This window comes from Georgenia satyanarayanai (genome assembly GCF_900116375.1).
GTDB classification, from domain to species: Bacteria; Actinomycetota; Actinomycetes; order Actinomycetales; family Actinomycetaceae; genus Oceanitalea; species Oceanitalea nanhaiensis.
The window spans coordinates 48,076-73,285 of sequence record NZ_UETB01000011.1 but is presented as its reverse complement, the minus strand read 5'-3'; the positions used below and the strand labels follow the sequence as shown (position 1 = coordinate 73,285).

Sequence of the window (25,210 nt, the reverse complement as noted above, 5' to 3'; positions counted from 1 at the left end):
GTCGCCCACGGCGACGGCGTGACAGCGATCCTCAGGTCGCCGCTCCCCGACGGGGACGCGGCGACCTGACCTGCTCGCGACGCTCAGCTGCGGTAGTCGCCGTGCATCCGCACGGCGCCGCCCCGCATGCCCTTCGTCCCGGTGACGACGTCGCCGTCGCGGTCGGTGAGGCGCTCGACCGCGCCCAGCTGCCACGCGTCGATACCGGCGGCCTGCGCTGTCCGCACCGCCTGCTCCGCCGCGGACGGCGCGAGGACCGCCACCATGCCGACGCCGAGGTTGAGCGTCTGCTCGAGGTCGGTCCACTCGACCGGGCCCAGTCGTCGGACGACGTCGAAGACGGCGGGCACCTGCCAGGACCCGCGCTCCACGTGCCCGACGAGCCCCGCGGGCAGCACGCGGGCGAGGTTCGCGGCGAGCCCCCCGCCGGTGACGTGCGAGAGGGCGTGCAGCCCGTCGTCCTGCGCGAGCTCCAGGCACAGCCGCGTGTAGAGGCGGGTGGGCTCGAGGAGCTCCTCCCCGACCGTGCGACCGAGCTCGTCGACCTCCCGCTCCAGCGACCAGCCGCTGAGCTCGAGGACGCGGCGCACGAGGGAGTAGCCGTTGGCGTGCAGCCCCGAGGAGGCGAGCGCGACGAGGACGTCCCCCTCGGCCACCCGTTCGGGGCCGAGGACCCGGTCGGCCTCGACGACGCCCGTGGCGGCGCCCGCGACGTCGTACTCGTCCGGGCCGAGGAGGCCGGGGTGCTCGGCCGTCTCCCCGCCCACGAGGGCCGTGCCGGTCAGCGCGCAGGCCTCGGCGATGCCGCGGACGATGTCGGCGATGCGCTCGGGCACCACGCGCCCGCAGGCGATGTAGTCCGTCATGACGAGCGGCCGGGCCCCGACGACGACGATGTCGTCGACGACCATGCCGACGAGGTCGTGGCCGATGGTGTCGTGGACGTCCATGGCCTGGGCGATGGCGACCTTGGTGCCGACGCCGTCGGTGGAGGTGGCCAGGAGCGGGCGGCGGTACTCGCGCAGCGCGGAGGCGTCGTAGAGGCCGGCGAAGCCGCCGGCGCCCCCGACCACCTCGGGCCCGTGGGTGGCGCGCAGGGCGCCCTTCATGAGCTCGACGGCGCGGTCACCCGCCTCGGTGTCGACGCCGGCCGCGGCGTAGCTGATGGGGGTTCGGCTCTCGGTGCTCACTGCGCTCCAGCGATCGTCAGGGACCCCGGGTGCCGGGGCGGGAGGACCTGGTAGTCACGCCGCTCGGCCGCGGACTCGGCGTCCTCGACCGGCACGGGGTACTCGCCGGTGAAGCACGCCGTGCACAGGCGTGCGCGGGGCACGGCCGTGGCCTCGATCATCCCGTCGGTCGAGATGTAGCCGAGGCTGTCCGCTCCCAGGGAGGCTCGGATCTCCTCGATGCTCATGCCGTTGGCGATGAGCTCGGCCCGGGTGGCGAAGTCGATGCCGTAGAAGCACGGCCACTTCACGGGCGGGGAGGAGATGCGCACGTGGATCTCCGCGGCCCCGGCCTCGCGCAGCATGCGGACGAGGGCGCGCTGGGTGTTGCCGCGCACGATGGAGTCGTCGACGACGACGAGCCGCTTGCCGGCGATGACCTCGCGCAGCGGGTTGAGCTTGAGCTTGATGCCGAGCTGGCGGATCGTGTCGGTCGGCTGGATGAACGTGCGCCCGACGTAGGCGTTCTTCACCAGGCCCTGCGCGAAGGGGATGCCGGACTCCTGGGCGTACCCGATCGCGGCGGGCGTCCCGGAGTCCGGCGTGGGGATGACGAGGTCGGCGTCGACGGGGTGCTCGCGCGCCAGCACCCGGCCCATCTCGCTGCGTGCGGCGTTGACCGAGCGGCCGGCGATCTGCGTGTCCGGGCGGGCGAGGTAGACGTACTCGAAGACGCAGCCGCGCGGACTGGGCTTGGCGAAGTGCTGGGAGCGCAGCCCGTCCTCGTCGATGACGACGAGCTCACCGGGCTCGATCTCCCGGACGAAGGTGGCGCCGACGATGTCGAGGGCCGCCGTCTCCGAGGCGATGGCCCAGCCGCGCTGCAGCCGGCCGAGCACCAGGGGCCGGAAGCCGTGCGGGTCGCGGGCGGCGTAGAGGGAGTGCTCGTCCATGAAGACGAGGGAGAAGGCCCCCTCGAGCAGCGGCAGCACGCTCATCGCCGTCGCCTCGAGGGAGCGCGCGTCCTCACCGGCGGTCCCGGCCAGCAGGGCGGTGATGACGGCGGTGTCGGTGGAGCTGCCGCGACCGAGCTCCCCGGACAGGTCCGTCCCGGACCTCTCACGCACGAGCTCCATGAGCCGGCGGGTGTTGGTGAGGTTGCCGTTGTGGCCGAGCGCGACGGTGCCGGCACCCGCGGGGCCGAGGGTGGGCTGGGCGTTCTCCCACGCGCTGGCGCCCGTCGTCGCGTAGCGCACGTGCCCGACGGCGATGTGTCCCTGCAGCGCGGACAGCGTCTGGTCGTCGAAGACCTGGGAGACCAGGCCCATGTCCTTGTAGACGAGGAGCTGCTCACCGTTGCTCGTGGCGATGCCGGCGGACTCCTGGCCGCGGTGCTGCAGGGCGTAGATGCCGAAGTACGTGAGGCGGGCGACCTCCTCACCGGGTGCCCAGACCCCGAAGACCCCGCACTCGTCCTGGGGAGGAGCCTCCCCCGGGAGCAGGTCGTGACTCAGCCGTCCGTCTCCGCGTCGCACGTGTGTCATGGTCCCACACCCGCGCCCCGGTCGGCGGGTCGGGTCAGGCCGGTGAGAAGCGCACCGTCCGCCCGGGGACGTCGACCTCCTCCAGCCGCACGGTCACCTGCTCGCCGAGCGGCAGCTCCGGCGCCCGCACGGACGCCTCGACGGCGGGCTCGGCGATGACGACGGTGCCGCGCACGCCGTCGTCGTCCTCGTCGACCTCGACGACGATGCCGCGGAACTCCTCCCCCACCCTGCTCTCGAGGACGAGGGCCTCGACGGCGTCGACGGCACCGCGCTCGTAGCGCCCGGCCCGCTGGGTGCTGCGCGCCATGACGCGGGGCAGCTCGGGCAGCGCGTCGTGCACCCACCCGGGCACCGGCTCCCCGGCGCAGACGGCGCGGCAGACCTCGAGGCCGGCGCGGTCGACGAGGCGGCGCAGCGGCGCGGTGACGTGGGCGTAGTGGGCGGCGATGGCGGCGTGGCGGGTGTCGCCGTCCTCGTCCTGGCCCAGGACGGCGTACCCAGCACCGCGGAAGAGGGTGGTCGCCTCGGTGAGGAAGGCGGCGTGGGCGGGGACGGCGGAGTCGAGGGTGGGGAGGAGGTCCTGGTAGGAGACGTCCTCGGGCCACGCGATGCCCAGGCCGCGGGCGGTGCGGCGCAGGCGGGCGAGGTCGCGGGGGTCGGCCGGCGGCAGGGTGCGCAGGATGCCCACCCCGGCGCCGCGCATGAGCCCGGCGGCGCAGATGCCGGTGAGGAGGGAGATCTGGGCGTTCCACTCCTCCACGGGCAGGGTGGCGCGGAAGGCGAGGGCGTAGCCGCCGTCGCGGGCGACGACCTCCTGCTCGGGGATCTCGAGGGAGACGCCGCCGCGTGCCCGCTCCTGCGCGAGGCGCAGCTCGCCGACCCGGCGCAGCAGCCCGGGCAGGGTGGGCGGGACGGACGGGTCGCTGCCGCCGTCGACGACGTCCTGGACCTGGGCGTAGGTGAGCTGGGCGCGGCTGCGGACCAGCGCCCGGCGCACGGTGGCCTCGCGGACCGCGCCGTCGGCGGCGAGCGCGATGCGCCACAGGTAGGCGGGGCGGTCCTGGCCCGCCAGCAGGCTCGCGGCGCCGGCGCTGAGGACCTCCGGGTGGAGGGGCGTGGAGCCGGTGGGGCCGTAGACGGTGACGCCCCGCTCGTGGACGGCGGCGTCGAGGGCGCCGCCGGGCGTGACGAAGGAGGCGACGTCGGCGATGGCGTAGTGGACGAGGAACCCGTCGCCGTCCTCCTCGAGGTGGACGGCCTGGTCGAGGTCCCGGGCACCGGGCGGGTCGACGGTGACGAGGGGGAGGTCGCGCGCGTCCGGCAGCGTGGGCAGCGGGCGGCGGGCGGCCTCCTGCGCCTCCCGCAGCGCCGCGGGCGGGAGGTCGACGGGGATGTCGAGCTCGGCGCGGAGCCGGTCGAGGGACTCCGCGACGCGCGCGGGCAGTGCCGGCAGGTGGAGCTGGCGGGTGGGCACGCCGCGGTCAGCCCCGACCACGGCGACGCAGGGATCGACGGTCGGCCACCAGCGCCCAGGTGAGGCCCGCGAAGACACCGCCCGTGCCGAGGGCGAGGAGCAGGAGGAGGAAGAGGGTGCCGCGCGGGAGGTCCGCCCCGCCCACGGGCACGAAGGTGAGGGCGAGGGAGAGGAGGGCTCCGAGGAGGAAGCCGAGGAACCCGAACCGCCCGTATCGGGGGGCGCGCCGCACGCGGCTCGCGTCGGCGACGTCGATCGCCCGGGCCACGGGGCCGTCCTCGGCGGGCGGTGCCGGCTCGGTGGCTGCCGCACGCGGTGCGGCGAGGTCGGGTGACGCGGCGGAGGCGGGGTCGGGCGTGCTCACGCGGTCCAACGTACCCCGCGCCCCGCGCGCTCACTCGCCCGCGCCGTCCGCTCAGCGGGTGATGAGCGGGAGCACGCCGGACAGGTCCGCGCGGATCCCGGAGGCCATCACCGCGCCGGACCTGCGGGCCTCGTCCCAGGACAGCCGGCCGGTCGCCAGACGCAGCCACGTCTGCATGTCGGTCTCCACGACGTTGGGCGGGGTACCGCGGGTGTGCCGTGGCCCCGCGATCGCCTGGACGGCCGCGGCGGGCGGCACCCGCACCTCCACGGAGTTCCCGGGCGAGCTCACCGCGAGCTCCTCGAGGGTGAAGCGGACGGCGGTGCGCACGACGGCTGCCGGCACCTGCTCCCCCGCGTCCTGCGCGGCACGCCACTGCCGCAGTGCCGCCATGCCCTCGTACGGGTCGGTGCGTCGTCGTGCCACGGGGCCACCGTAGCCGGGAGACCGACCGTGCTGCTCAGGGGCGGCCGAGTGCGGCCGTGACCGCCGCGAGCACCGACGCGTCCGTGACGTCGTACCCCGGCCGCCCGCCTCCCGGGCCGGAGGGACCGCCGTCGGGCACGTGCCGTCGAGCGGACAGGTGGACGGCGTCGACCCCGGCGTCCACGAGCGCCGCGACGTCCTCGGTCCGTACGCCGCCGCCCGCCATCACCTCCAGGCGCCCGCCCGCGGCCGCCGTCATCCGGCGCAGCGTCGGCAGGCCCTGCGCGACGGTCGCCGCGCCCCCGGAGGTGAGGACCCGCGTGAAGCCGAGGCCGGCGAGGTCCTCGAGGACGGCGCCCGGGTCGTCGAGCACGTCGACGCAGCGGTGGACGGTGACCTCGAGCCCCTCGGCGGCGTACTGGAGCGCCTCCAGGGCGTGCCGGTCCAGGGTGTCGCGCGCCGTGAGTGCGCCGACGACGACGCCCGCGGCCCCGGCGTCGACGATCGCCTCGATGTCCCGCACCATGAGGGTCACCTCGCTCGCCGAGTACCGGAAGCCCCCGGGGCGAGGACGGACGAGCACGTGGACGGGGATGCCCGTGGCCACCACCGCCCCGACCATGGCGATGCTGGGGGTGAGCCCGCCGACGTCGAGGGCCGAGCACAGCTCGACACGGTCCGCACCGGCGTCGCGGGCCACGGCGGCCCCGTTCGCGTCCTGGACCGCGACCTCCAGCTGCACCTCATCCATGCCCCCACGATCCCGCATCGGGCGGGCGGGCGCCGCACGCGTCCGGCGTGACGGCGGCCTCAGCGCGGGCTCACGCCTCCGCGGGCTCGACCCGGAGCGTGGCCGCGCGGGCCTCCACGCTGCGCGTCGGGTCGATCGAGGACCGGGGCGCGTGGGCGTACTTGCGCTCGAGCTCCTCGTCGATGCGGTCCTGCACGGGGTCGTCCGCGGGGACGTGCGTGACGCGGACCTGCGTGCGCGGCAGGCTCAGCGCGGCGTCCCGGTCGCGCTCCGCGACGGCACCGTCGCCCAGGGCGATCGCCACCGGGCGCCCGGACACGGCGTGCCGGTACCACCACGAGCCGGCACCGTAGGCGGACCGCAGGTACGGCACGCCGTCGACCACCATCGCCCAGATCGGTGTCGCGACCTGGCTGCCGCCGGCGCGCGTCGTCACCACCGCGACGACCTCGGTGCGGTCGAGCAGGTCCCTCACGTCGTCGAAGCTCATGACGTACCGAACCGCGGGAACCCCGAAGGTGTTCCCGCGGCCCGGTGACGACGTCGGTCGGATGACGCCCTGGGTCAGATGACGCCCTGGGCGAGCATCGCGTCGGCGACCTTGATGAAGCCGGCGATGTTCGCCCCGACGACGTAGTCGCCCGGACGGCCGTACTCCTCGGCGGTGGCGGCGCAGCGCGCGTGGACGTCCCGCATGATGTCGGCGAGCCGCTCCTCGGTGTACTCGAAGGTCCACGAGTCGCGGCTGGCGTTCTGCTGCATCTCCAGGGCGGAGGTCGCCACGCCGCCGGCGTTGGCCGCCTTGCCCGGGGCGAAGAGCGTGCCGGCCTCCTGGAAGAGCCGCAGCGCCTCGGGGGTGGTGGGCATGTTGGCGCCCTCGGCGACGGCCACGGCACCGTTCTTCAGCAGGGTGCGGGCGTCGTTCTCGTCGAGCTCGTTCTGGGTGGCGCAGGGCAGCGCGACGTCGGTGGGGACGTCCCAGATGGAGCCGTCCGTGACGAGGCGGGCGCCGGGGCGGCGGTCGACGTAGTCCTTGGCGCGGCCGCGGTCGACGAGCTTGACCTCCTTGAGGAGCTCGAGGTCGATGCCCGCCTCGTCGACGACGTAGCCGGAGGAGTCGGAGAACGCGACGGCCGTGGCGCCGAGCTGCGTGGCCTTCTCGATCGCGAAGATCGCGACGTTGCCGGAGCCGGAGACGGTGACACGCCGGCCGTCGAGGTCCTGGCCCTTGGTCCCGAGCATCTCGTTGGCGAAGAGCACGGTGCCGTACCCGGTGGCCTCGGTCCGCACGAGGGACCCGCCCCAGCTGATGCCCTTGCCGGTGAGGACGCCGGACTCGTAGCGGTTGGTGATGCGCTTGTACTGGCCGAAGAGGTAGCCGATCTCGCGCTGGCCCACGCCGATGTCACCGGCGGGGACGTCGGTGTACTCACCGATGTGCCGGTACAGCTCGGTCATGAAGGACTGGCAGAAGCGCATGACCTCCTGCGTGCTCCGGCCGCGGGGGTCGAAGTCGGAGCCGCCCTTGCCGCCACCGATCGGCAGGCCGGAGAGCGCGTTCTTGAAGATCTGCTCGAAGCCGAGGAACTTGACGATCCCGAGGTACACCGAGGGGTGGAAGCGCAGGCCGCCCTTGTACGGGCCGAGGGCGGAGTTGTACTCCACGCGGAAGCCGCGGTTGATGCGCACCCGGCCGGCGTCGTCGACCCACGGGACGCGGAAGATGATCTGCCGCTCGGGCTCGCACAGGCGCTCGAGGACGGCGGCGTCGACGTACCGGGGGTTCTTGCGCAGCACCGGCCCCAGGGAGTCGAAGACCTCGCGGACGGCCTGGTGGAACTCGGCCTCCCCGGGGTTGCGGCGGAGGACCTCCTCGTAGGCGTGCTCGAGCTGCTGTTCCATGGACCACTCCTTCATCTCAGACGTACGGGGCCCGGCGGTCTCGCCGGGGGTGGGCTCAGCCGAAGTGGGAGGGCAGGGGCGCCGTGGCGGCCTCCCGCAGCTCGCTGAGCGGGAACGTGCCGACACCCTCGATGTCGAGCACGGGACGGCCCTCGTGGGACTCAGGGCCGGTGTCGTCGGTGGTGCCGATGCGCAGGAGCGCGACGCCGCGGGCGGTGCACAGGTCCTGGAGGTGGACCTCCTGGCTGCGCGGGACGGACACGACGGCGCGTGCACCGGTCTCGGAGAACAGGGCGGTGGCGAGGTCGACGCCGTCGCGCTCGCACAGCCCGGTCAGGTCGACCCGGGCGCCGACGTCGAAGCGCAGGCAGGAGTCGACGAGTGCCTGGAGCAGGCCACCGGCCGACAGGTCGTGCGCGGACTCGACGATGCGGTCGCGGGAGGCGTTGACGAGCACCTCCGCGAGACGGCGCTCGGCCGCGAGGTCGACGGCGGGAGGCCGTCCACCGAGGTGGCCGTGGACGACGTCGGCCCACGCGGAGCCGGACAGCTCCTCGGCCGTCGTGCCGAGCAGGTAGACGGCGCGTCCGGGCGCCGCCCAGCCCGAGCGCGTGGCGCGGCTGACGTCGTCGATCACGCCGAGGACGCCGACGACGGGCGTCGGGTTGATCGAGGAGTCGATCCGGCCGGGCTCACCCGTGCCGTTGTACAGGGAGACGTTGCCGCCGGTGACGGGCACGCCGAGCTCGGCGCACGCGTCGGCCAGGCCGGTGATCGCCTGGACGAGCTGCCACATCGCGTCCGGGTCCTCGGGGGAGCCGAAGTTGAGGCAGTCGGTGACGGCGGTGGGGTGGGCGCCCACGGTCGCGACGTTCCGGTAGGCCTCGGCGAGCGCCTGCTGCGCCCCGGTGTAGGGGTCGAGCTTGGTGAAGCGGCCGTTGGCGTCGGTGCTGATCGCCACGCCCAGGCCGGTGGCCTCGTCGACGCGGACCACGCCGGCGTCGTCGGGCTGGGCCAGCGCGGTGTTGCCCTGGACGTAGCGGTCGTACTGGTCGGTGACCCACGACTTGCTCGCGAGGTTGGGCGAGGTGACCAGGCGCAGCGCCTGCTCGCGCAGGTCCTCGGGGGTGCCGGGACGGGGCAGCCGCTCGGCGGCGTCGTCGTTGAGCGCGTCCTGCCAGGCGGGACGGGCGTACGGGCGGTCGTAGACGGGGCCCTCGTGGGCGACGGTGCGGGGGTCGACGTCGACGATCCGCTCGCCGTGGTGGTCGATGACGAGGCGGCCGGTGCCGGTGACCTCGCCGATGACGGAGGCCTCGACGTTCCAGCGGCCGGTGATCGCGAGGAACTCCTCGAGACGGTCGGGCCGCACGACGGCCATCATCCGCTCCTGCGACTCCGACATGAGGATCTCCCCGGCCGTCAGCTCCTCACGGAGCAGGACGTTCTCGAGGTGGACGTGCATGCCGCCGTCGCCGTTGGAGGCGAGCTCGGAGGTGGCGCACGAGATGCCGGCCGCGCCGAGGTCCTGGATCCCCTCGACGACGCCGGCCGCGAAGAGCTCGAGGCAGCACTCGATGAGGACCTTCTCCATGAAGGGGTCCCCGACCTGGACGGCGGGCCGCTTGGTGGGGCCCTCGCCGGTGAAGGTCTCGCTCGCGAGGATCGAGGCGCCGCCGATGCCGTCGCCGCCGGTGCGCGCCCCGAAGAGGACCACCTGGTTGCCGACGCCGGAGGCGTTGGCGAGGTGGATGTCCTCGTGGCGCAGCACGCCCACGCACAGGGCGTTGACGAGCGGGTTGGTCTGGTAGGAGGCGTCGAACTCGGTCTCGCCGCCGATGTTGGGCAGGCCCAGGCAGTTGCCGTAGAAGCCGACGCCGGAGACGACGCCGTGGACGACGCGCGCGGTGTCGGGGTGGTCGATCGCCCCGAAGCGCAGCTGGTCCATGACGGCCACGGGCCGCGCACCCATGGAGATGATGTCGCGGACGATGCCGCCGACGCCGGTGGCGGCGCCCTGGTGGGGCTCGACGAAGCTCGGGTGGTTGTGGGACTCGACCTTGAAGGTCACCGCCCAGCCGTCCCCGATGTCAACGACGCCGGCGTTCTCGCCGATCCCGACGAGCAGGTGCTCGCGCATCGCCTCGGTGGTCTTCTCACCGAACTGCCGCAGGTGGGTCTTGGAGGACTTGTACGAGCAGTGCTCGGACCACATCACCGAGTACATGGCGAGCTCGGCGGCCGTGGGGCGGCGGTCGAGGATCTCCACGATCCGGGCGTACTCGTCGTCCTTGAGGCCCAGGTCCCGGTAGGGGAGGGTGTGGTCCGGTGTGGCCGCGGCGTGCGCGACGGTGTCGGACCGCTGCTCGTCAGACATCGGTGCCCCGTAACAGGACGGTAAAGGCATGCACGGCGGACAATCTACAGCCCCTCAGGGAGCGCGGCGCAGGTGGCCACCTGGCGGACCTGCCGGTGTGGGCGGGGGGCAGGTTGCTCCACAGGCTTGGCCCGGGGGCGCCCCGCCCACAGCCTGAGGGGAACTTTTCAGCGGTATGTCGCGGGAATGTCGGTGGTCGCACCTAGCCTGGAACCATGTCCAGCACCGACCCGTCCGGCCCCGGCACACCGCCCGTGGCGGCGCTGCGCGCGGCCGACGTCGGCGCGATGAGGCGCCTGCTCGAGGGGCTGGACCCGGCCCTGGTGGTGGCGGACCGGGTGGACGGCGAGCGGCCCGGGCTCACCGAGGCCGAGTGCATCGACCTGGTGCGCGAGCTGGAGGACCTCAAGGCTGCGACGGCGGGGGCGCAGGTGGCGGTCACGGCCCACCTGTCGCGCCTGCGGCTGGACGCCGAGCAGACGGCCGGCGTCGCAGCCGACCGCCGGGGCCGCGGGCTGGCGAGCGAGGTGGCCCTCGCCCGCCGCCTGTCCCCGCACCACGGTGGCCGCCACCTCGGCATGGCGCGGGCGTTGCGGGAGGACATGCCGTGCACCCTCGCGGCGCTCCGCCGCGGCGAGCTCAGTGAGTGGCGGGCCACCCTCCTCGTGAGGGAGACCATCTGCCTGGGGGCCGAGGAGCGCCGCGCGCTCGACGCCGAGCTGTGGGAGGACCCGTCCCGGGTGGCCGAGATGGGCGACCGTCAGCTCGTCGCCGAGGCCAAGCGCCTCGCCTACCGGCTCGACCCGCACAGCGTCGTGGACCGCGCGGCCCGGGCCGAGCGTGAGCGCTTCATCAGCATCCGGCCCGCACCGGACACGATGGCCTACCTCACCGCCCTGCTGCCGGTCGCCCAGGCGGTGGCCGCACACGCCTCGCTCGGCGCCGCGGCGGACTCCGCACGCGCGGCGGGGGACGAGCGCGGGCGCGGGCAGGTCATGGCGGACACGCTCGTCGCGCGCCTCACCGGCAGTGACGCCCAGGTCCCCGCACGGGTCGAGCTCCAGCTCGTCATGATCGACCAGTCCCTGGCCGGGAGCGACGAGCCCGCCTCCGTGCCCGAGCACGGCACGGTCCCCGCGGGCTGGGCCCGGGACCTCCTGCGTCGCACCCTCACCGACGAGGGTGGCTGCGGGGCGTGGGTCCGCCGTCTGTTCACCGATCCGGCCGGCCACCTCGTCGCCATGGAGAGCCGTGCCCGCCACGCCCCACCCGGACTGGCGCGCTACGTCGCCACCCGGGACGCGGGTCGGTGCCGCACCCCGTGGTGCGACGCACCGGTGCGGCACATCGACCACGTCGTCGACCACGCCACGGGCGGGGAGACCGCGGAGGAGAACCTCGGCGGCCGGTGCGAGCGGTGCAACCAGGACAAGGCGGCGCCCGGCTGGAGCTCACTCCCCCTCAGCCGGGGCAGTCCGGGCGCTCCCCGGGCCGGGCCGGTCATCCGCACCCGCACACCCACCGGTCACGTCTACGACTCGGCACCGCCGCCGCTTCCCCACGCGGGGTGAGGTTCTCGTGGACCGTCGGTCCACTGCACGCCCGGTCGCGCGGGCGCGCAGTGGACCCCGACGCTCACGCTGGCGGCTCGTCTCAGCCGAGCCGCTCCGGCAGGGCGCGGCGGCGACGCTGGAGCGCCTCGGCCTCCTCCTGGCGGGCACCCTCCACGCCCGAGGCGATCGGCGCCCGCAGGTGCTCGGGGGTGTAGCCGAAGGCGTCGACGAGGTCGACGGCGTACGGCCGCAGCCGGGTGAGCAGCCGGTTGATGTAGCCGGTCACCACCCGGGCCCGCTGGGCGGTGATCCGCCCGTTGACGAGGTACCAGGCGAGGTTCCGCTCGATGCACTCCAGGCCGTAGAGGTCCCGCAGCCAGGTGAGCACCTGCCGCGTGGTGCCGGCGGGCACCTGGTCGAGCGCGGCGGTGAAGGCCTCCCACTGGAGCAGCTCCGCGTGGGCACGGGCGGCACCGATGAGGGCGTCCTGGTGCTCGTTGAAGACGGCGGCGGCCTTCTCGGGAGGCGCGTCCTTGACCTCACGCAGGGCGCCGGCGATCTCCGCGACCATCGTCTCGACGCGGTCCTCGAGCAGCTCGCGCTGCGCCTCGGGGTCACGCAGCTGGCCCGCGGAGCGGGCCTTGGAGCCGGAGTCGAGCACCGACTGCGCGGCCCGCCGCAGCGGGGTGCGGTGCAGGGCCATGTCCCCCGCCCGGGCGGCGACGAACCGGGCTGCGCCCGCGATGTCGATCTTCGCCATCGCCCGGCCGTAGTCGGTGAGGAGCCGCTTGCCCACGAGCTGGAGCAGGACGTTGTTGTCCCCCTCGAAGGTCGTGTAGACGTCGAAGTCCTGCCGCCAGGTCACGAGCCGGTTCTCGGCCATGTACCCGGCCCCGCCACAGGCCTCCCGGGACTCCTGGATCGCCTCCATCGCCAGCCACGTCGACGTCGGCTTGAAGGCGGCGGCGAGCGTCTCGAGGTCCTGGCGTGACTCGTCGTCGTCGTGCTCCCCGTTGAAGACCCCGTGGAAGCGCTCGAGGAGGACACCCTGGGCGAGGGCGGCGGCGTAGGTCCGCGCGACGAGCGGGAGGAGCCGGCGCTGGTGGCGCTGGTAGTCGAGGAGGGTGACCTCGCGGTGCTCGTCGGCGCCGGTGAACTGGCGTCGCTCGTCGCCGTAGCGGACCGCGATGGACAGGGCCGCCTTGCTCACGCCGACGGCGGCCCCACCGAGGGAGACACGGCCCTGCACGAGCGTGCCGAGCATGGTGAAGAAGCGCCGCCCCTTGCTCTCGATCGGCGAGGAGTAGGTGCCGTCCGGGGCGACGTCGCCGTAGCGGCGCAGGAGGTTCTCGCGCGGCACGCGCACCTGGTCGAACCACAGCTGGCCGTTGTCGACGCCGTTGAGCCCACCCTTGGGGCCGTCGTCCTTGCCGCCGATCCCGGGCAGGAAGCGCAGCCCGCCGTCCTCGTCGTGCTCGCGGATGGGCACGTAGAAGGCGTGGACGCCGTGGTTGCGGCCCTGCGTGGAGAGCTGGGCGAAGACGACGGCCGCGATGCCGTGCAGGGCGGCGTTGCCGATGTACTCCTTGCGCGCCGAGGGGAAGGGGGTGTGGAGGACGAACTCCTCGGTGGCGGGGTCGTAGGTGGCGGTGGTGGCGATGGAGGCGACGTCCGAGCCGTGGCCCACCTCGGTCATCGCGAAGCAGCCCGGCACCTCGAGCTGCATGATCGGCGGCAGCAGGCGCGCGTGCTGCTCCGGCACGCCGAGGTGCTGCACGGCCGAGCCGAACAGTCCCCACTGCACGCCGCCCTTGATCTGGAGTGAGGGGTCGGACAGGAAGAGCTCCTCGAAGCCGGCGAGGTTGCCGCCGGGGTCTCCCCCGCCGCCGACCTCCCGCGGGAAGCCACGCAGCACCTCGCTGCGCCCCACGAGCTCGCGCAGCTGCCACATGACGCGCTCGCGGTGCTCGGCGACGGTCTGGTCGGGCAGGCGCTGGAAGTCCGGCTCCAGGGCGAGGTCGCGTGACGCGCGGCGCTGCTCGCGCCAACGGCCGTCGAGCAGGTCCCCGACGGCACCCCGGTCGAAGGCCTCACCGGGGGGCGCCGCGGTGTCGGGGCTCATCGCCGACGTCACGGTGCCGACGGACGCCGGCTGTGCGGCGTCGGACGTGTCGGGCAGGTCCGGCGCCGCCGGGCGGGCCGAACGCTCGCGGTAGACGGCGTCGTCCTCGCGGTGGGTGGTCGTGGTGGTCATGACGGGTCTCCGATCGCGTCGTCGGTCTCGGTGCGGGTGCTGGCGTTACGGGAACGGCGGGCGACGCCCATCGCTCCCGTCCAGAGCCAGTCGGTGATGTGGGCGGCGAGCGCCGCACGGTCCAGGGCGGCGATGCCGCCCTCGACGGCCGGGGCGCCGTCGTCGGCGGGAAGTCCCGTGCTGCGGGCGGCGATCCAGCGCTCGGCGACGCTGCGGACGTGACCGACGACGCCGGCGCCCCACAGGGCGGCGAGCGCGTGGTCCTCCTCCGCCGCCCCGCCGCCGTGACGGAGCACGGGCAGCAGCGCCTCGGCGACGATGTCCTCGATCTCCGCGACGAAGCCGCGCAGCGCCCCCGCGGTGGCGGTGGCCTCGGGCTGCGTGACGAAGGCGTAGACACCGGCGGAGGACTCGACGATGCCGAGGTAGACGTCGACCATCGCGGCGATGCGGTCCCGCGGCCGGGTCACCCGCTCGCCCACCTCGCCCAGCGCGGCGCGCAGGTCGTCGATGACGGCGGCACCGACGGCGCCCTGCAGGCCGGACTTGTCGGTGAAGTAGCGGTAGATGATCGACTTCGAGGTGCCGATCTCCGCGGCGAGGTCGTCCATGGACAGGTCCGGCCCGCGGTGGTGCACCGCGCGGCGGGCGGCGCGCACCAGCTCGGCGCGCCGCGAGCTGCGGTGCTCCGCCCAGCGGGCGTCACGGCCGTCCACGCGCACGTCGGCCTCCGGAGGTGTGCTCGGCATCACGGAACCGAGAGTATCAGGTACTCTGAGTTTCACGATGGCCAGGGACCTTCGTCCCCACCCGATCCGAAGGAACAACGCCGTGACCTCATCCATCCGCCCGGCAGTCGTCGTCGGGGCGAACCGCATCCCCTTCGCCCGCGCCGGTGGCCGCTACGCCGCGTCGTCCAACAAGGACATGCTCACCGCCGCCCTCGAGGGTCTCGTCGCGCGCTTCGGCCTCGCCGGTGAACGCCTCGACGAGGTGAGCGCCGGCGCCGTCCTCAAGCACTCGCGCGACTTCAACCTCACCCGCGAGGTCGTGCTCGGCTCCTCCCTCGACCCGCACACGCCGGCCTACGACGTCCAGCGCGCCTGCGCCACCGGCCTGGAGGCGATCGTCGGGGTGAGCAACAAGATCGCCCTCGGCCAGGTCGAGGTGGGCGTCGGCGGCGGTGTCGACTCCGCCTCCGACGCCCCGATCGTCGTCTCCGACCGCCTGCGCCGCACCATCCTCCGTGCCTCCCGCGCCAAGAGCCTGCCCGAGCGGCTCAAGGCCCTCGCCGCGATCCGGCCGGGTGACCTGACCCCGGTCGCGCCGGACACCGCCGAGCCGCGCACCGGGCTGAGCATGGGCCAGCACCAGGCCATCACCACCGAGCGCTGGGGCATCACCCGCGAGCAGCAGGACGAGCTCGCGCTGCGCTCCCACCAGAACCTCGCCGCCGCCTACGACCGCGGCTTCTTCGACGACCTCCTGACCCCATACCGGGGCGTCACCCGCGACGAGTTCCTCCGCGCCGACACCTCCCTGGAGAAGCTCGGCAAGCTCCGCACCGCCTTCACCGCCCCCGGCAGCGACAACCCGACGATGACGGCGGGCAACTCCACGCCGCTGTCCGACGGCGCCTCCGCCGTGCTGCTCGCCACCGAGGAGTGGGCCACCGAGCGCGGCCTGCCCGCCCTGGCCCGCGTCGTCGACGCCCAGACCGCGGCGGTCGACTTCACCAGCGGCGCGGAGGGGCTGCTCATGGGCGGCTGCTACGCCGTGCCACGCCTGCTCGAGCGCCAGGGCCTCACGCTCGAGGACTTCGACTTCGTCGAGATCCACGAGGCCTTCGCCAGCACCGTGCTGGCCACCCTCGCCGCGTGGGACGACGCCGAGTTCTGCCGCGAGCGCCTCGGCCGCGGGCCGCTCGGCACCGTCGCACCGGACCGGCTCAACGTCACCGGCTCCTCCCTCGCCGCCGGGCACCCCTTCGGCGCCACCGGCGGGCGGATCGTCGGCACGCTGGCCAAGCTCCTCGCCGAGAAGAAGGCCGCGACCGGCGCCCCCGTGCGCGGCCTCGTCTCCGTGTGCGCCGCCGGCGGGCAGGCCACCGCGATGATCCTGGAGGCGTGATGAGCGACCGCTACCTCGACCTCGTCTCCGGCGGCCCGGGGAGGTCCGCCGCCAAGAAGCTCGGGCTGCCCCAGCCGGTGCGCCTGCGTCGCACCGACCCCGCCAGCGTGGACCAGCCGCTCGTCCCCGGCCCGGTGCTCGTCCTGGACGACGGCGTCTCCCAGCGCGCCGCCGACGAGCTCGCCGAGACCCTCCTCGGCTGGGACCTCGACGTCCGGCGCGACCCCCAGGAGCTGGCCAAGGGCCGCCGCTGGGGCGCCGTCGTCCTCGTCCTCACCGAGGCCACCTCCCCCGCCGACCTCGCCGGGCCCGCCCTCACGCTCGGCGGCGTCCTGCGCCGCCTGGCGCCCGGCGGCCGGGTCGTCACCGTCTCCCGACGTGCCGACGACGCGGGCGAGCCCGCCGTCGTCGCCGTCCGGCAGGGCGTGGACGGCTTCCTCCGCTCCCTGGCCAAGGAGCTGCGCGCCGGGGCGACCGCCAACGGCGTCGTCCTGGCCCAGGACGTGCCCGTGGGCGCGCCCTCCGCCGTCGGTGCGCTGCGCTTCCTCCTCTCGGCGCGCTCGGCCTTCGTCGACGGGCAGCCCGTCCACGTCACCTCCGCCGACGGCGTGACCCCGGCCGACTGGACCCGTCCCCTGGAGGGCATGGTCGCCGTCGTCACCGGCGCCGCCCGCGGCATCGGCGCGGCCATCGTCTCGGTCCTCGCCCGTGACGGCGCCCGCGTCGTCGGTGTCGACGTCCCTGCGGCCGGCGACGCGCTGAGCCGGGTGATGAACGAGGTCCGCGGCAGCGCGCTGCAGCTCGACATCACCGCGGAGGACGCCGCCGACCGGATCCTCGCGCACGTGCGCGAGCGCTACGGCCGCCTCGACGTCGTCGTCCACAACGCCGGGATCCTGCGCGACAAGCTGCTCGCGAACATGACCGACGACCGCTGGAACGACCTGCTGGCCGTCAACGTCCTCGCCCCGCTGCGGATGAACGAGACCTTCGCCGAGGAGCTCGGCGCGGGCGGGCGGATCATCTCCCTGGCCTCGACGTCCGGGATCGCCGGCAACCGCGGCCAGACCAACTACGCGGCCGCGAAGGCCGGGATCATCGGGATGACCCGCGCACTGGCGCCGGTCGTCGCCGCGAGCGGTGCCACGGCCAACGCGGTCGCACCCGGGTTCATCGAGACCGACATGACGGCGAAGATCCCGCCGCTGCCGCGGCAGGTGGCCCGCCGGGCGAACTCCCTGCAGCAGGGCGGCCGGCCGGTGGACGTCGCGGAGGCGATCGCCTTCCTCGCCTCGCCGCAGGCCGGCGGGGTCAACGGGCAGACGCTGCGGGTGTGCGGCCAGAACCTGGTGGGCCAGTGATGCGCGAGCAGCGTCTCGAGCCGGTCCCCAGCCTCGGCTCGCTGTACTCACGGGCGCTGGCGGCCACGGCGCGCACGACGATGCGCCGCGGCCCGGCCGCGGACCGGCTCCCGGACGTCGCCTACGTCGCGGGCGGCCTGCGCGCCGACCCCGCGACCCTCTCGGCCTACCAGGAGCTGCTCGGCGAGCCCGGCACCGACGAGCTGCCCGCCGGCTACGTCCACGTGCTCGCCTTCCCGCTCGCCATGGCGCTCATGGTCCGGCCCGACTTCCCGCTCCCGGTGCTCGGCATGGTCCACACCGCCAACCGGGTCGAGCAGCACCGGCCGGTGCGGCTCGGGGAGGAGCTGAGCGCCCGGGCCGAGGCCCGCTCCCCGCGCGCCCACCGCAAGGGCACCCTCGTCGACCTCGCCGTCACGGTCGAGGCCGGCGGGGAGACGGTCTGGGAGTGCGTGTCGACCTACCTGGCCCGCGGCACCCGCCTCCCGGGCGTGACCGAGGAGGCGCCGCCGTCGTCCTCCGAGGAGCCGGGAGGCGAGGTCGTCGCCGTGTGGTCGCTGGGGGCGGACACCGGCAGGCGCTACGCGGAGGTGTCCGGCGACCGCAACCCCATCCACGTGTCCCGGTTGGGGGCGAGGGCATTCGGCTTCCCCCGGCCCATCGCTCACGGGATGTACACCGCCTCCCGCGCGCTGGCGCAGCTGGCCCGCTTCCGCGGTGACGCCTTCACCTGGGAGGTGGAGTTCGCGAAGCCGGTGCTGCTGCCCGGGAAGGTCGCGCTGAGCGTCGACCCGGCCGGGGACGGCGTGCGGTACGCCGGTCACCACCCGCGGTCAGGCCGGCTCCACCTCAGCGGCACGGTCACCCCGCGCACCTGACGGTGCGGCGCCGGTCCCGGCGGGCCGGCGCCGCCCGAGGGCGACGACCATCGCCACGAGGATGAGCAGTGCCCCGACCGCCGCGAGCGGCGAGACCGCCTCGCCGTAGACGGCGGCTCCCAGGAGCATCGCGACGACGACCTCCCAGTAGGACAGCGCCGAGAGCTCCACCGAGCGCAGGTGCATCCCCGCGACGACGAGCAGCCCGAGGGCGAGGAAGCCGCACACGACGAAGAAGGTGCCGGCCCAGACCCAGTTCTGCGCCGTCATCCCCGACATGTCCGGGCGCGTGACGGCGACCATCCCCGCCGCGCCGAGCGCGCCGAAGGTGAAGTTCCAGAAGTTGCGCACGTCGGCCGGCATGTCCGCGCGGTAGCGGTAGCACAGCAGCGCCGCGCCGTAGAGGAGCCCGGAGACCGCGGCGAGGACGTCCCCGAGGAGCTGGTCGCCGTCGGGCACCGTCGGGGCGCCGTCGACGAGACCGGTGGCGAGCACCATCCCGGCGAAGCTGATCCCCAGGGTGAGCAGCTCGGTGCCGCGGGCGCGCTCCTTGAGGACGAGGCGCGCGAGGACGGTGGCGACGACCGGGCCCAGGTAGTGGAGGGCGACGGCGCGGGAGAGCACGGTGAGGACCGTCGCGGACAGGTAGGTGGCCAGGGACAGGCCGAGGAAGACGCCCCCGAGGACGACCGACCACGAGACGCGGGTGCGGCGCAGCACCGACAGCCGGCGGCCCGCAGCGAGGACGAGGACCATCCCGAGAGCGCCCACGGCCATCCGTCCCAGCGTGAGCGTCTCGCCGATGACGGCGCCGGGCGGTGAGGCGAGCCGCCCGAAGAGGCCGGCCAGACCCATGGCACTGGCCGAGGCGACGATCGCGACGATCCCGAGCCGGCGGCGCATGCGCGGGACGACCGGACGGGCAGCGGTGGGCGCGGGGGCGCGCAGGGGGGTGTCGACAGCCAGGGCCAACGGGACTCCTCGGGATGGCGGGCGCGCACGAGCGCGCGTGAGCAGGGACCGTTCCCCGCTCTGTCATCGGACCTGAGAGTTTTCTGCGGGCGTGGTGCCCGCACTTCCCCGTCGGTGAGCCCTGAGGGCTGCTTTCCAGAGGTGCCTCGCCGTGGCGGTATGGGGGCCTGAGAGTTTCCGGGGAGGTTGCTCCTTCGGCGCCCGCCTGAGCGGGTCTCTCCCGCCGCGAATCGAAGGCTGTGAAGTTGTCGCGACAAGTCTCTCACACCGGCGGTGCCGACCCCGGACGAGCCTCCACAGCTCAGTCCACAGGCTGCGAGCGCTTCCTGTGTGTATGTGCACAACCCTGTGGACACAACCTGTGGACAGATGACCACCCGGTGACCGCCGGGTGAACACGCGCCCGGCTCGGACGAACCTGGGAGGATGCCCGCATGAGGATCGCCGTGCCGCGAGAGGTCATGGACTCCGAGGGCCGCGTGGCCATCACCCCCTCGGGGGTGCACGAGCTGGTCCGCCACGGGCACGAGGTGGCCGTCGAGGCCGCAGCCGGGACCTCCGCCTCGATCACCGACGCGGACTTCACCGCCGCGGGTGCCACGGTGCTCCCCGACGCCGCGGCCACGTGGGACTTCGGCGAGCTCGTGCTCAAGGTCAAGGAGCCCGTCCCGGAGGAGTACGGCCTGCTCCGCGAGGGCCAGACCCTGTTCACCTACCTCCACCTCGCGGCCGACCGGGAGCTGACCGAGGAGCTCCTGCGGCGCCGGGTCACGGCCGTCGCCTACGAGACCGTCGAGCTGCCCGACCGCTCGCTGCCGCTCCTCGCACCGATGAGCGAGATCGCCGGCCGGCTCGCCCCGCAGATGGGGGCCCACAGCCTGATGAGCGCCCAGGGCGGCCGCGGCGTGCTCCTCGGTGGGGTGTCAGGGGTGTACTCGGCACGCGTCGTCGTCATCGGCGCCGGCGTGGCCGGCATGAACGCCGCCGCGATGGCGGTGGGCATGCACGCGGACGTGGTCCTCATGGACCGCGACGTGAGCCGGCTGCGGCAGGCCGACGCCCTGTACCGCGGACGCTGCCAGACCGTCATGTCCAACGCCTACGAGATCGAGCGGGCCATCACCCAGGCGGACCTCGTCATCGGCGCGGTCCTGCTCCCCGGGGCGCGCACGCCCCGGCTCGTGACGAACGAGCAGATCGCGACGATGAAGCCCGGCTCCGTCGTCGTCGACATCTCCGTGGACCAGGGCGGCTGCTTCGCCGACTCCCGGCCGACCACGCACTCCGACCCGACCTACCGGGTGCACGACACGCTGTTCTACTGCGTGAGCAACATGCCCGGCGCCGTCTCCCACACCTCGACCTATGCGCTGACCAACGTCACCGTCCCCTACGCGCTCGCACTGGCGAACGGGGGCTGGCGCGAGGCGATGCGCGCGGACCGCGCCCTCGCCCTGGGCCTGGCCACCCACGACGGCGCGCTCGTCTCCGCCCCGGTGGCCGAGGCGCACGGGATGGAGCACACGCCGCTGGAGGCGGTCCTCGCCTGACTCAGGCGGAGACGAGGACCCCGAGGACGGAGGCGAAGATCGCCAGGCCGTCGGTGCCTCCACCGGCGGCGGAGTCGGGGCCGAAGCCCGGCTCGACGGCGTGCTCCGGGTGCGGCATGAGCCCCACGACGTTGCCCGTCGCGTTGCTGATGCCGGCGATGTCGTGGAGCGAGCCGTTCGGGTTGTGGCCCTCGTAGCGGAAGACGACCCGCCCCTCCCCCTCGAGCTCGGCGAGGGTGCGCTCGTCGGCGACGAAGCCACCCTCCCCGTTCTTCAGCGGGATGGTGATCGTCTGGCCCACGGAGTACCCGGTGGTCCAGGCGGTGTCGTTGTTCTCCACGCGCAGCTGCTGGTCGCGGCAGACGAAGCGCTGGGCCTCGTTGCGGATGAGCGCGCCGGGCAGCAGGTGCGCCTCGCAGAGGATCTGGAACCCGTTGCAGATGCCGAGCACCGGCAGCCCGCGGCCGGCGGCCTCGACGACGGCCGTCATGACCGGCGCGAAGCTCGCGATCGCGCCGCAGCGCAGGTAGTCGCCGTAGGAGAAGCCACCGGGCAGGACGACGGCGTCGACCCCGCGGAGGTCCTCGTCGGCATGCCACAGTGCCACCGGCTCACCGCCGGCCAGGCGCACCGCCCGCTGGGCGTCGCGCTCGTCGAGCGAGCCGGGGAAGGTGACGACGCCGATGCGCGCCCCGTCCGCGCGGGGCTGGGGCTCGGGGACGTCGAGGCGGTGCATCAGGCGCTCCGGACGTCGTCGGCCGCGGCGACGCGGACGACGTCCTCGATGACCGGGTTGGACAGCAGCATCTCGGCGGCGCGACGGGCCCGCTCGAGCGCGGCGTCGTCGACGTCGCCCTCGACCTCCAGCTCGAAGCGCTTGCCCTGGCGGACCGCGACGAAACCGTCCAGTCCGAGCCGGGGCAGCGCGCCGGCGACCGCCTTGCCCTGCGGGTCGAGGATCTCGGGCTTGGGCATGACCTCGACGACGATGCGTCCCATGGTGACTCCTGCTCGGGGGGTTCGGGCCGCCGCCGAGTCTACCCGGGCGGCGGGGTCAGACCCGGTACTGGGCAGTCAGTGGACAGGCCCACACGTCCAGACCGCCGCGTCCCACCGTGTTGAGGTACTGGTAGACCGCCCGGTAGGACTGCACGAGGGAGGTCTCCGTGTACCGGACGCCGAGGTCCTGGCAGTACTCCCGCACCATCGGGGCGACCTTGCGGAGGTTGGGCCGGGCCATCGACGGGAACAGGTGGTGCTCCACCTGGAAGTTGAGCCCGCCCATGAAGGTGTCCATGGCGCGCCCACCGGAGATGTTGCGGCTCATGAGGACCTGGCGGCGCAGGAAGTCGATCTTGACGTCCGACGGCACGACCGGCATACCGATGTGGTTCGGCGCGAAGGACAGGCCCATGTAGAGGCCGAAGACCGCAAGCTGCACGCCGATGAAGGCGAGCGCCTTGCCCGGGGACAGGACGAGGAAGACGAGGGCGAAGAAGCTGACGAGCCGGACGAGGATGAAGCTGAGCTCCACCCAGCGGCGCTTGAGGCGCTCGCGGCTCACCGCGCGCTTGATGCCGTGGACGTGGAGGTTGACGCCCTCGAGCAGGAGCAGCGGGTAGAAGAAGAAGCCCTGCTTGGTGGCGAGCCACTTCGTGAGCCGCGTCTTGCGCTGCTCGACCGCGTACTGGCTGAAGGCGAGCACGCCCGGGTCGATGTCCGGGTCCTTGTGGAGGGTGTTCGGGGCGGCGTGGTGCTTGGTGTGCTTGCGCTGCCACCAGGCCTGGCCCATGCCCACGAAGAGGTTGATGACGATGAGGGAGACCCACTCGTTCCACTTGCCGGACACGAAGATCTGCCGGTGCGCGGCGTCGTGGCCGAGGAAGGCGATCTGCGTCATGAGCAGGGCGAGGGCCACGGCCGTCACCATCTGCCACCAGGTGTCCCCGATGAGGACGAAGGCCACGGCGAGGCCGACGCCCAGCACCAGTGAGCCGATGAGCTTGGTCCAGTAGTAGCCGTAGGCGCGCCGCATGAGGCCCGCTTCCTGGACGCGCTTGGTCAGGGCGGTGAAGTCGCTGACCTGTCGCTCTCGGGCGGTTCCCCGCGCCGTCGTGGGGACACTGGTGTCTGCTGCCATACGTTCGGGCCTTCGCACTAATTCGCGAGCTGATGTCGCGGAGGAGGTGTTACTGCTCTCACAGTCTTGCACGGATCACCCGCGCAGGCAGGGGTGAGAGTCCGAGGTCACCCGACGAGGCGGTCGGCGGCCTCCAGGTAGCGCTCCCGGGTGCGCTGGACGACGTCGTCGGGCAGCGCGGGCGGCGGCGAGACACGGTCCCAGCCCGACTCCGGGGAGGTGAGCCAGTCCCGGACGAACTGCTTGTCGAAGCTGGGCTGCACCCGCCCCGGCGCGTAGCCGTCGGCCGGCCAGAAGCGCGAGGAGTCGGGGGTGAGCACCTCGTCGCCGAGGACGACGTCCCCACCGGGCCCCAGCCCGAACTCGAGCTTCGTGTCGGCGACGATGATGCCGCTGCGGGCCGCGACCTCCGCGGCGCGGGCGTAGATCCTCAGCGTGAGGTCGCGCAGCCCGGCCGCGCGCTCGCGGCCGAGCCGCTCGGCGACGGCCTCGAAGGTGATGTTCTCGTCGTGGTCGCCGATCTCGGCCTTGCTCGCGGGCGTGAAGATCGGCTCGGGGAGGCGGGAGGCCTCGCCCAGGCCCGGGGGCAGCGGCACCCCGCACACGGCCTGGCCCTCGCGGTACTCGACGAGGCCCGAGCCGGTGAGGTACCCACGTGCCACGCACTCGACGGGGAACATCTCCAGGCGCCGGCACACCATGGCCCGTCCGACGACGGCGTCCGGGACGTCGAGCGACACGACATGGCTCGGCACGATGTCGGCGAGCTGCTCGAACCACCACAGGCTGAGGCGGGTGAGCACCTCGCCCTTGCCGGGGATCGGCGTGGGCAGGACGTGGTCGTAGGCGCTGATGCGGTCGGAGGCGACGACGAGCACGACGTCGCCGTCCGGGTGCGGCGCCGCCGGCCGGTACAGGTCGCGAACCTTGCCGGAGTAGACGTGCTCCCAGCCGGGCAGCACCGGCGCGGTCACGAGCGCACCCGCGCGATGTCGGTCCGGTGCTGGGAGCCGGCGAGGCTGATGCGGTCGATGCCCGCGTAGGCACGGGCGCGCGCCTCCTCCTGGTCCGCCCCGACGCCGACGACGGACAGCACCCGTCCACCGGCGCTCACCAGGGTGCCGTCCGCGGCGGTCGCGCTGCCGGCCTGGAGGACGTGGACGCCGGGCAGCTCCTCGGCGTCGGCGACGCCCTCGACGACGTCACCGGTGCGGGAGGTCCCGGGGTAGCCGTGGGAGGCGAGGACGACCGTGACGGCGGCCGCGTCCCGCCACGTGGGGCGGGGTGCCTCGGCGAGGCTGCCGGTGGCGGCGGCGTGGAGCAGCTGCGCCAGGGAGGAGCCGAGGCGGGCGAGCACCACCTGCGTCTCGGGGTCCCCGAAGCGGGCGTTGAACTCGATGACCCGCAGGCCGCGGGAGGTGAGCGCCAGCCCGACGTACAGGACGCCGGTGAAGGGGGTGCCGCGACGGGCCATCTCCCGCACGACCGGGCGCGCGACGCGCTCCATCACCTCCTCGACGAGCCCTTCCGGCGCCCACGGCAGCGGGCTGTAGGCGCCCATCCCGCCGGTGTTGGGGCCGGCGTCGCCGTCCCCGAGACGCTTGAAGTCCTGCGCCGGGGCGAGCGGGACGGCGTCGGTGCCGTCGCACACGCAGAAGAGGGAGACCTCCGGGCCGTCGAGGCACTCCTCGACGACGACGGCGGGACGCTCCCCGCCGGGGGTGGCGGTGCGGGCGAGGCAGGCACGGGCGTGCGCGAGGGCGGCGTCGCGGTCCTCGGTGACGACGACGCCCTTGCCGGCGGCGAGGCCGTCGTCCTTGACGACGTAGGGGGCGCCGAAGGCGTCCAGCGCCTCCTCCACCTCCTCGGGGCTCGTGCACACGTAGGCCATCGCCGTGGGGACCTCGGCGGCCGCCATGACCTCCTTGGCGAAGGCCTTGGACCCCTCGAGACGGGCCGCGGCGGCGTCGGGGCCGAAGCACGGGACCCCGGCGGCGCGGACGGCGTCGGCGACGCCGGCGACGAGCGGCGCCTCGGGGCCGACGACGACGAGATCGACGCCGCGCTCGACGGCGAGCGCCGTCACTGCCTGCGGGTCGAGCGGGTCGACCGCGACGTTGGTCGCGACCTGCGCAGTCCCCGGGTTCCCGGGGGCGACGAGGACCTCGTGGGGCGTGGACTCGGTGGCGAGGGTGCGGGTGATGGCGTGCTCGCGCGCGCCCGACCCGACGACGAGGATCTTCACGTGCCACGAGCCTACCCACCGCGGCGGGCCTCGCGCTGCACCGTCCACCGGACAGCATCCGCCGGGGAGTTGTCCCCATCCTGGCGGGCCTCCTGGACACGTCGCCGTGACGCCCGA

The 25,210-nt window shown here is 74.0% G+C and carries 22 protein-coding genes and 1 riboswitch; of the genes, 5 read left to right on the top strand and 17 right to left on the bottom strand.

All coding sequences use genetic code 11. The features are described 5' to 3' along the window. Window positions 1-83: 83 nt before the first annotated feature. The 9 genes from purM to purL all read right to left on the bottom strand — a co-directional run bounded on the left by purM (window position 84) and on the right by purL (window position 10,010). The gene (purM, locus tag DSZ44_RS13535; RefSeq protein ID WP_110853163.1) at window positions 84-1,190 is read right to left on the bottom strand and encodes a phosphoribosylformylglycinamidine cyclo-ligase; all 1,107 of its coding nucleotides are present in this window, start codon (window positions 1,188-1,190) and stop codon (window positions 84-86) included. After that, complete coding sequence (purF, locus tag DSZ44_RS13530) at window positions 1,187-2,704, bottom strand: amidophosphoribosyltransferase (protein ID WP_258369504.1); 1,518 nt, start codon at window positions 2,702-2,704, stop codon at window positions 1,187-1,189. Before purF ends, purM begins: the two co-directional genes overlap by 4 nt. Before the next feature lie 43 nt (window positions 2,705-2,747). Further along, window positions 2,748-4,190, bottom strand: coding sequence for an RNB domain-containing ribonuclease (locus DSZ44_RS13525; RefSeq protein WP_110853206.1), 1,443 nt, complete (start codon window positions 4,188-4,190; stop codon window positions 2,748-2,750). 7 nt (window positions 4,191-4,197) lie between these two features. Further along, complete coding sequence (locus DSZ44_RS13520; protein ID WP_110853161.1) at window positions 4,198-4,554, bottom strand: hypothetical protein; 357 nt, start codon at window positions 4,552-4,554, stop codon at window positions 4,198-4,200. A gap of 51 nt (window positions 4,555-4,605) precedes the next feature. Then, complete coding sequence (locus DSZ44_RS13515; RefSeq protein WP_258369503.1) at window positions 4,606-4,980, bottom strand: sterol carrier family protein; 375 nt, start codon at window positions 4,978-4,980, stop codon at window positions 4,606-4,608. 34 nt (window positions 4,981-5,014) lie between these two features. Next, on the bottom strand, window positions 5,015-5,731 hold the full coding sequence (locus tag DSZ44_RS13510; RefSeq protein ID WP_110853160.1) for a copper homeostasis protein CutC: 717 nt from the start codon (window positions 5,729-5,731) through the stop codon (window positions 5,015-5,017). A 70-nt stretch (window positions 5,732-5,801) separates the two neighbouring features. Further along, window positions 5,802-6,221 (bottom strand): DUF2255 family protein, encoded by a 420-nt coding sequence (locus DSZ44_RS13505; protein WP_110853159.1) that lies wholly within the window; start codon window positions 6,219-6,221, stop codon window positions 5,802-5,804. A 74-nt stretch (window positions 6,222-6,295) separates the two neighbouring features. Beyond that, complete coding sequence (gene gdhA, locus DSZ44_RS13500; RefSeq protein ID WP_110853158.1) at window positions 6,296-7,633, bottom strand: NADP-specific glutamate dehydrogenase; 1,338 nt, start codon at window positions 7,631-7,633, stop codon at window positions 6,296-6,298. Between the two features lie 55 nt (window positions 7,634-7,688). Next, window positions 7,689-10,010 (bottom strand): phosphoribosylformylglycinamidine synthase subunit PurL, encoded by a 2,322-nt coding sequence (purL, locus tag DSZ44_RS13495; protein ID WP_258369501.1) that lies wholly within the window; start codon window positions 10,008-10,010, stop codon window positions 7,689-7,691. 215 nt (window positions 10,011-10,225) lie between these two features. Between purL and DSZ44_RS13490 the strand changes: the two genes are divergently transcribed. Next, a complete protein-coding gene (locus DSZ44_RS13490) occupies window positions 10,226-11,581 on the top strand; it encodes an HNH endonuclease (protein ID WP_110853156.1) in 1,356 nt (451 codons plus the stop codon). Window positions 11,582-11,663: 82 nt separating this feature from the next. Here the strand turns inward: DSZ44_RS13490 and DSZ44_RS13485 are convergent, their stop codons facing one another. Both DSZ44_RS13485 and DSZ44_RS13480 read right to left on the bottom strand, forming a co-directional pair. Then, window positions 11,664-13,817, bottom strand: a complete 2,154-nt coding sequence (locus tag DSZ44_RS13485) for an acyl-CoA dehydrogenase family protein (protein WP_373681253.1) — start codon at window positions 13,815-13,817, stop codon at window positions 11,664-11,666. Continuing rightward, the gene (locus DSZ44_RS13480) at window positions 13,814-14,566 is read right to left on the bottom strand and encodes a TetR/AcrR family transcriptional regulator (protein ID WP_110853155.1); all 753 of its coding nucleotides are present in this window, start codon (window positions 14,564-14,566) and stop codon (window positions 13,814-13,816) included. The genes DSZ44_RS13485 and DSZ44_RS13480 overlap by 4 nt, the downstream gene beginning before the upstream one ends. 37 nt (window positions 14,567-14,603) lie before the next feature. Between DSZ44_RS13480 and DSZ44_RS13475 the strand changes: the two genes are divergently transcribed. From DSZ44_RS13475 to DSZ44_RS13465, 3 genes are read left to right on the top strand one after another with little or no spacing between them, the layout of a single operon-like run. Continuing rightward, window positions 14,604-15,947 (top strand): acetyl-CoA C-acetyltransferase, encoded by a 1,344-nt coding sequence (locus tag DSZ44_RS13475; RefSeq protein WP_110853154.1) that lies wholly within the window; start codon window positions 14,604-14,606, stop codon window positions 15,945-15,947. Next, a complete protein-coding gene (locus DSZ44_RS13470) occupies window positions 15,947-17,308 on the top strand; it encodes a 3-oxoacyl-ACP reductase (RefSeq protein WP_110853153.1) in 1,362 nt (453 codons plus the stop codon). Before DSZ44_RS13475 ends, DSZ44_RS13470 begins: the two co-directional genes overlap by 1 nt. Then, window positions 17,308-18,186, top strand: coding sequence for a MaoC/PaaZ C-terminal domain-containing protein (locus DSZ44_RS13465; protein ID WP_110853203.1), 879 nt, complete (start codon window positions 17,308-17,310; stop codon window positions 18,184-18,186). Before DSZ44_RS13470 ends, DSZ44_RS13465 begins: the two co-directional genes overlap by 1 nt. On the opposite strand, the gene DSZ44_RS13460 is transcribed toward DSZ44_RS13465, so the two are convergent. Continuing rightward, complete coding sequence (locus tag DSZ44_RS13460) at window positions 18,142-19,158, bottom strand: DMT family transporter (RefSeq protein ID WP_220035199.1); 1,017 nt, start codon at window positions 19,156-19,158, stop codon at window positions 18,142-18,144. The genes DSZ44_RS13465 and DSZ44_RS13460 overlap by 45 nt on opposite strands. 145 nt (window positions 19,159-19,303) lie before the next feature. After that, a riboswitch (glycine riboswitch) is annotated at window positions 19,304-19,391 on the bottom strand. 201 nt (window positions 19,392-19,592) lie between these two features. On the opposite strand from DSZ44_RS13460, the gene ald reads away from it, so the two are divergent. Beyond that, a complete protein-coding gene (gene ald, locus DSZ44_RS13455) occupies window positions 19,593-20,708 on the top strand; it encodes an alanine dehydrogenase (protein ID WP_110853152.1) in 1,116 nt (371 codons plus the stop codon). Between the two features lies 1 nt (window position 20,709). Here ald and purQ read toward each other — a convergent pair whose 3' ends face one another. The 5 genes from purQ to purD form a co-directional block, all read right to left on the bottom strand. Continuing rightward, entirely contained in the window at window positions 20,710-21,444 is a 735-nt protein-coding gene (purQ, locus tag DSZ44_RS13450) for a phosphoribosylformylglycinamidine synthase subunit PurQ (protein WP_110853151.1), read from the bottom strand. Next, complete coding sequence (gene purS / locus DSZ44_RS13445; RefSeq protein WP_110853150.1) at window positions 21,444-21,707, bottom strand: phosphoribosylformylglycinamidine synthase subunit PurS; 264 nt, start codon at window positions 21,705-21,707, stop codon at window positions 21,444-21,446. The genes purQ and purS overlap by 1 nt, the downstream gene beginning before the upstream one ends. Window positions 21,708-21,762: 55 nt before the next feature. Continuing rightward, on the bottom strand, window positions 21,763-22,848 hold the full coding sequence (locus DSZ44_RS13440; RefSeq protein WP_110853149.1) for a fatty acid desaturase family protein: 1,086 nt from the start codon (window positions 22,846-22,848) through the stop codon (window positions 21,763-21,765). A gap of 107 nt (window positions 22,849-22,955) precedes the next feature. Further along, the gene (locus DSZ44_RS13435) at window positions 22,956-23,822 is read right to left on the bottom strand and encodes a phosphoribosylaminoimidazolesuccinocarboxamide synthase (protein WP_110853148.1); all 867 of its coding nucleotides are present in this window, start codon (window positions 23,820-23,822) and stop codon (window positions 22,956-22,958) included. Then, window positions 23,819-25,093, bottom strand: a complete 1,275-nt coding sequence (gene purD / locus DSZ44_RS13430; protein WP_110853147.1) for a phosphoribosylamine--glycine ligase — start codon at window positions 25,091-25,093, stop codon at window positions 23,819-23,821. The genes DSZ44_RS13435 and purD overlap by 4 nt, the downstream gene beginning before the upstream one ends. Window positions 25,094-25,210: the final 117 nt, after the last annotated feature.

Coding starts and splice junctions, on each gene's coding strand:
- DSZ44_RS13465 (WP_110853203.1), top strand. CDS start 17,308: ATGCGCGAGCAGCGTCTCGAGCCGGTCCCCAGCCTCGGCTCGCTGTAC.
- DSZ44_RS13440 (WP_110853149.1), bottom strand. CDS start 22,848: ATGGCAGCAGACACCAGTGTCCCCACGACGGCGCGGGGAACCGCCCGA.
- DSZ44_RS13510 (WP_110853160.1), bottom strand. CDS start 5,731: ATGGATGAGGTGCAGCTGGAGGTCGCGGTCCAGGACGCGAACGGGGCC.
- gdhA (WP_110853158.1), bottom strand. CDS start 7,633: ATGGAACAGCAGCTCGAGCACGCCTACGAGGAGGTCCTCCGCCGCAAC.
- purL (WP_258369501.1), bottom strand. CDS start 10,010: ATGTCTGACGAGCAGCGGTCCGACACCGTCGCGCACGCCGCGGCCACA.
- DSZ44_RS13490 (WP_110853156.1), top strand. CDS start 10,226: ATGTCCAGCACCGACCCGTCCGGCCCCGGCACACCGCCCGTGGCGGCG.
- DSZ44_RS13505 (WP_110853159.1), bottom strand. CDS start 6,221: ATGAGCTTCGACGACGTGAGGGACCTGCTCGACCGCACCGAGGTCGTC.
- DSZ44_RS13475 (WP_110853154.1), top strand. CDS start 14,604: ATGGCCAGGGACCTTCGTCCCCACCCGATCCGAAGGAACAACGCCGTG.
- DSZ44_RS13480 (WP_110853155.1), bottom strand. CDS start 14,566: ATGCCGAGCACACCTCCGGAGGCCGACGTGCGCGTGGACGGCCGTGAC.
- purS (WP_110853150.1), bottom strand. CDS start 21,707: ATGGGACGCATCGTCGTCGAGGTCATGCCCAAGCCCGAGATCCTCGAC.
- purQ (WP_110853151.1), bottom strand. CDS start 21,444: ATGCACCGCCTCGACGTCCCCGAGCCCCAGCCCCGCGCGGACGGGGCG.
- DSZ44_RS13470 (WP_110853153.1), top strand. CDS start 15,947: ATGAGCGACCGCTACCTCGACCTCGTCTCCGGCGGCCCGGGGAGGTCC.
- ald (WP_110853152.1), top strand. CDS start 19,593: ATGAGGATCGCCGTGCCGCGAGAGGTCATGGACTCCGAGGGCCGCGTG.
- DSZ44_RS13485 (WP_373681253.1), bottom strand. CDS start 13,817: ATGACCACCACGACCACCCACCGCGAGGACGACGCCGTCTACCGCGAG.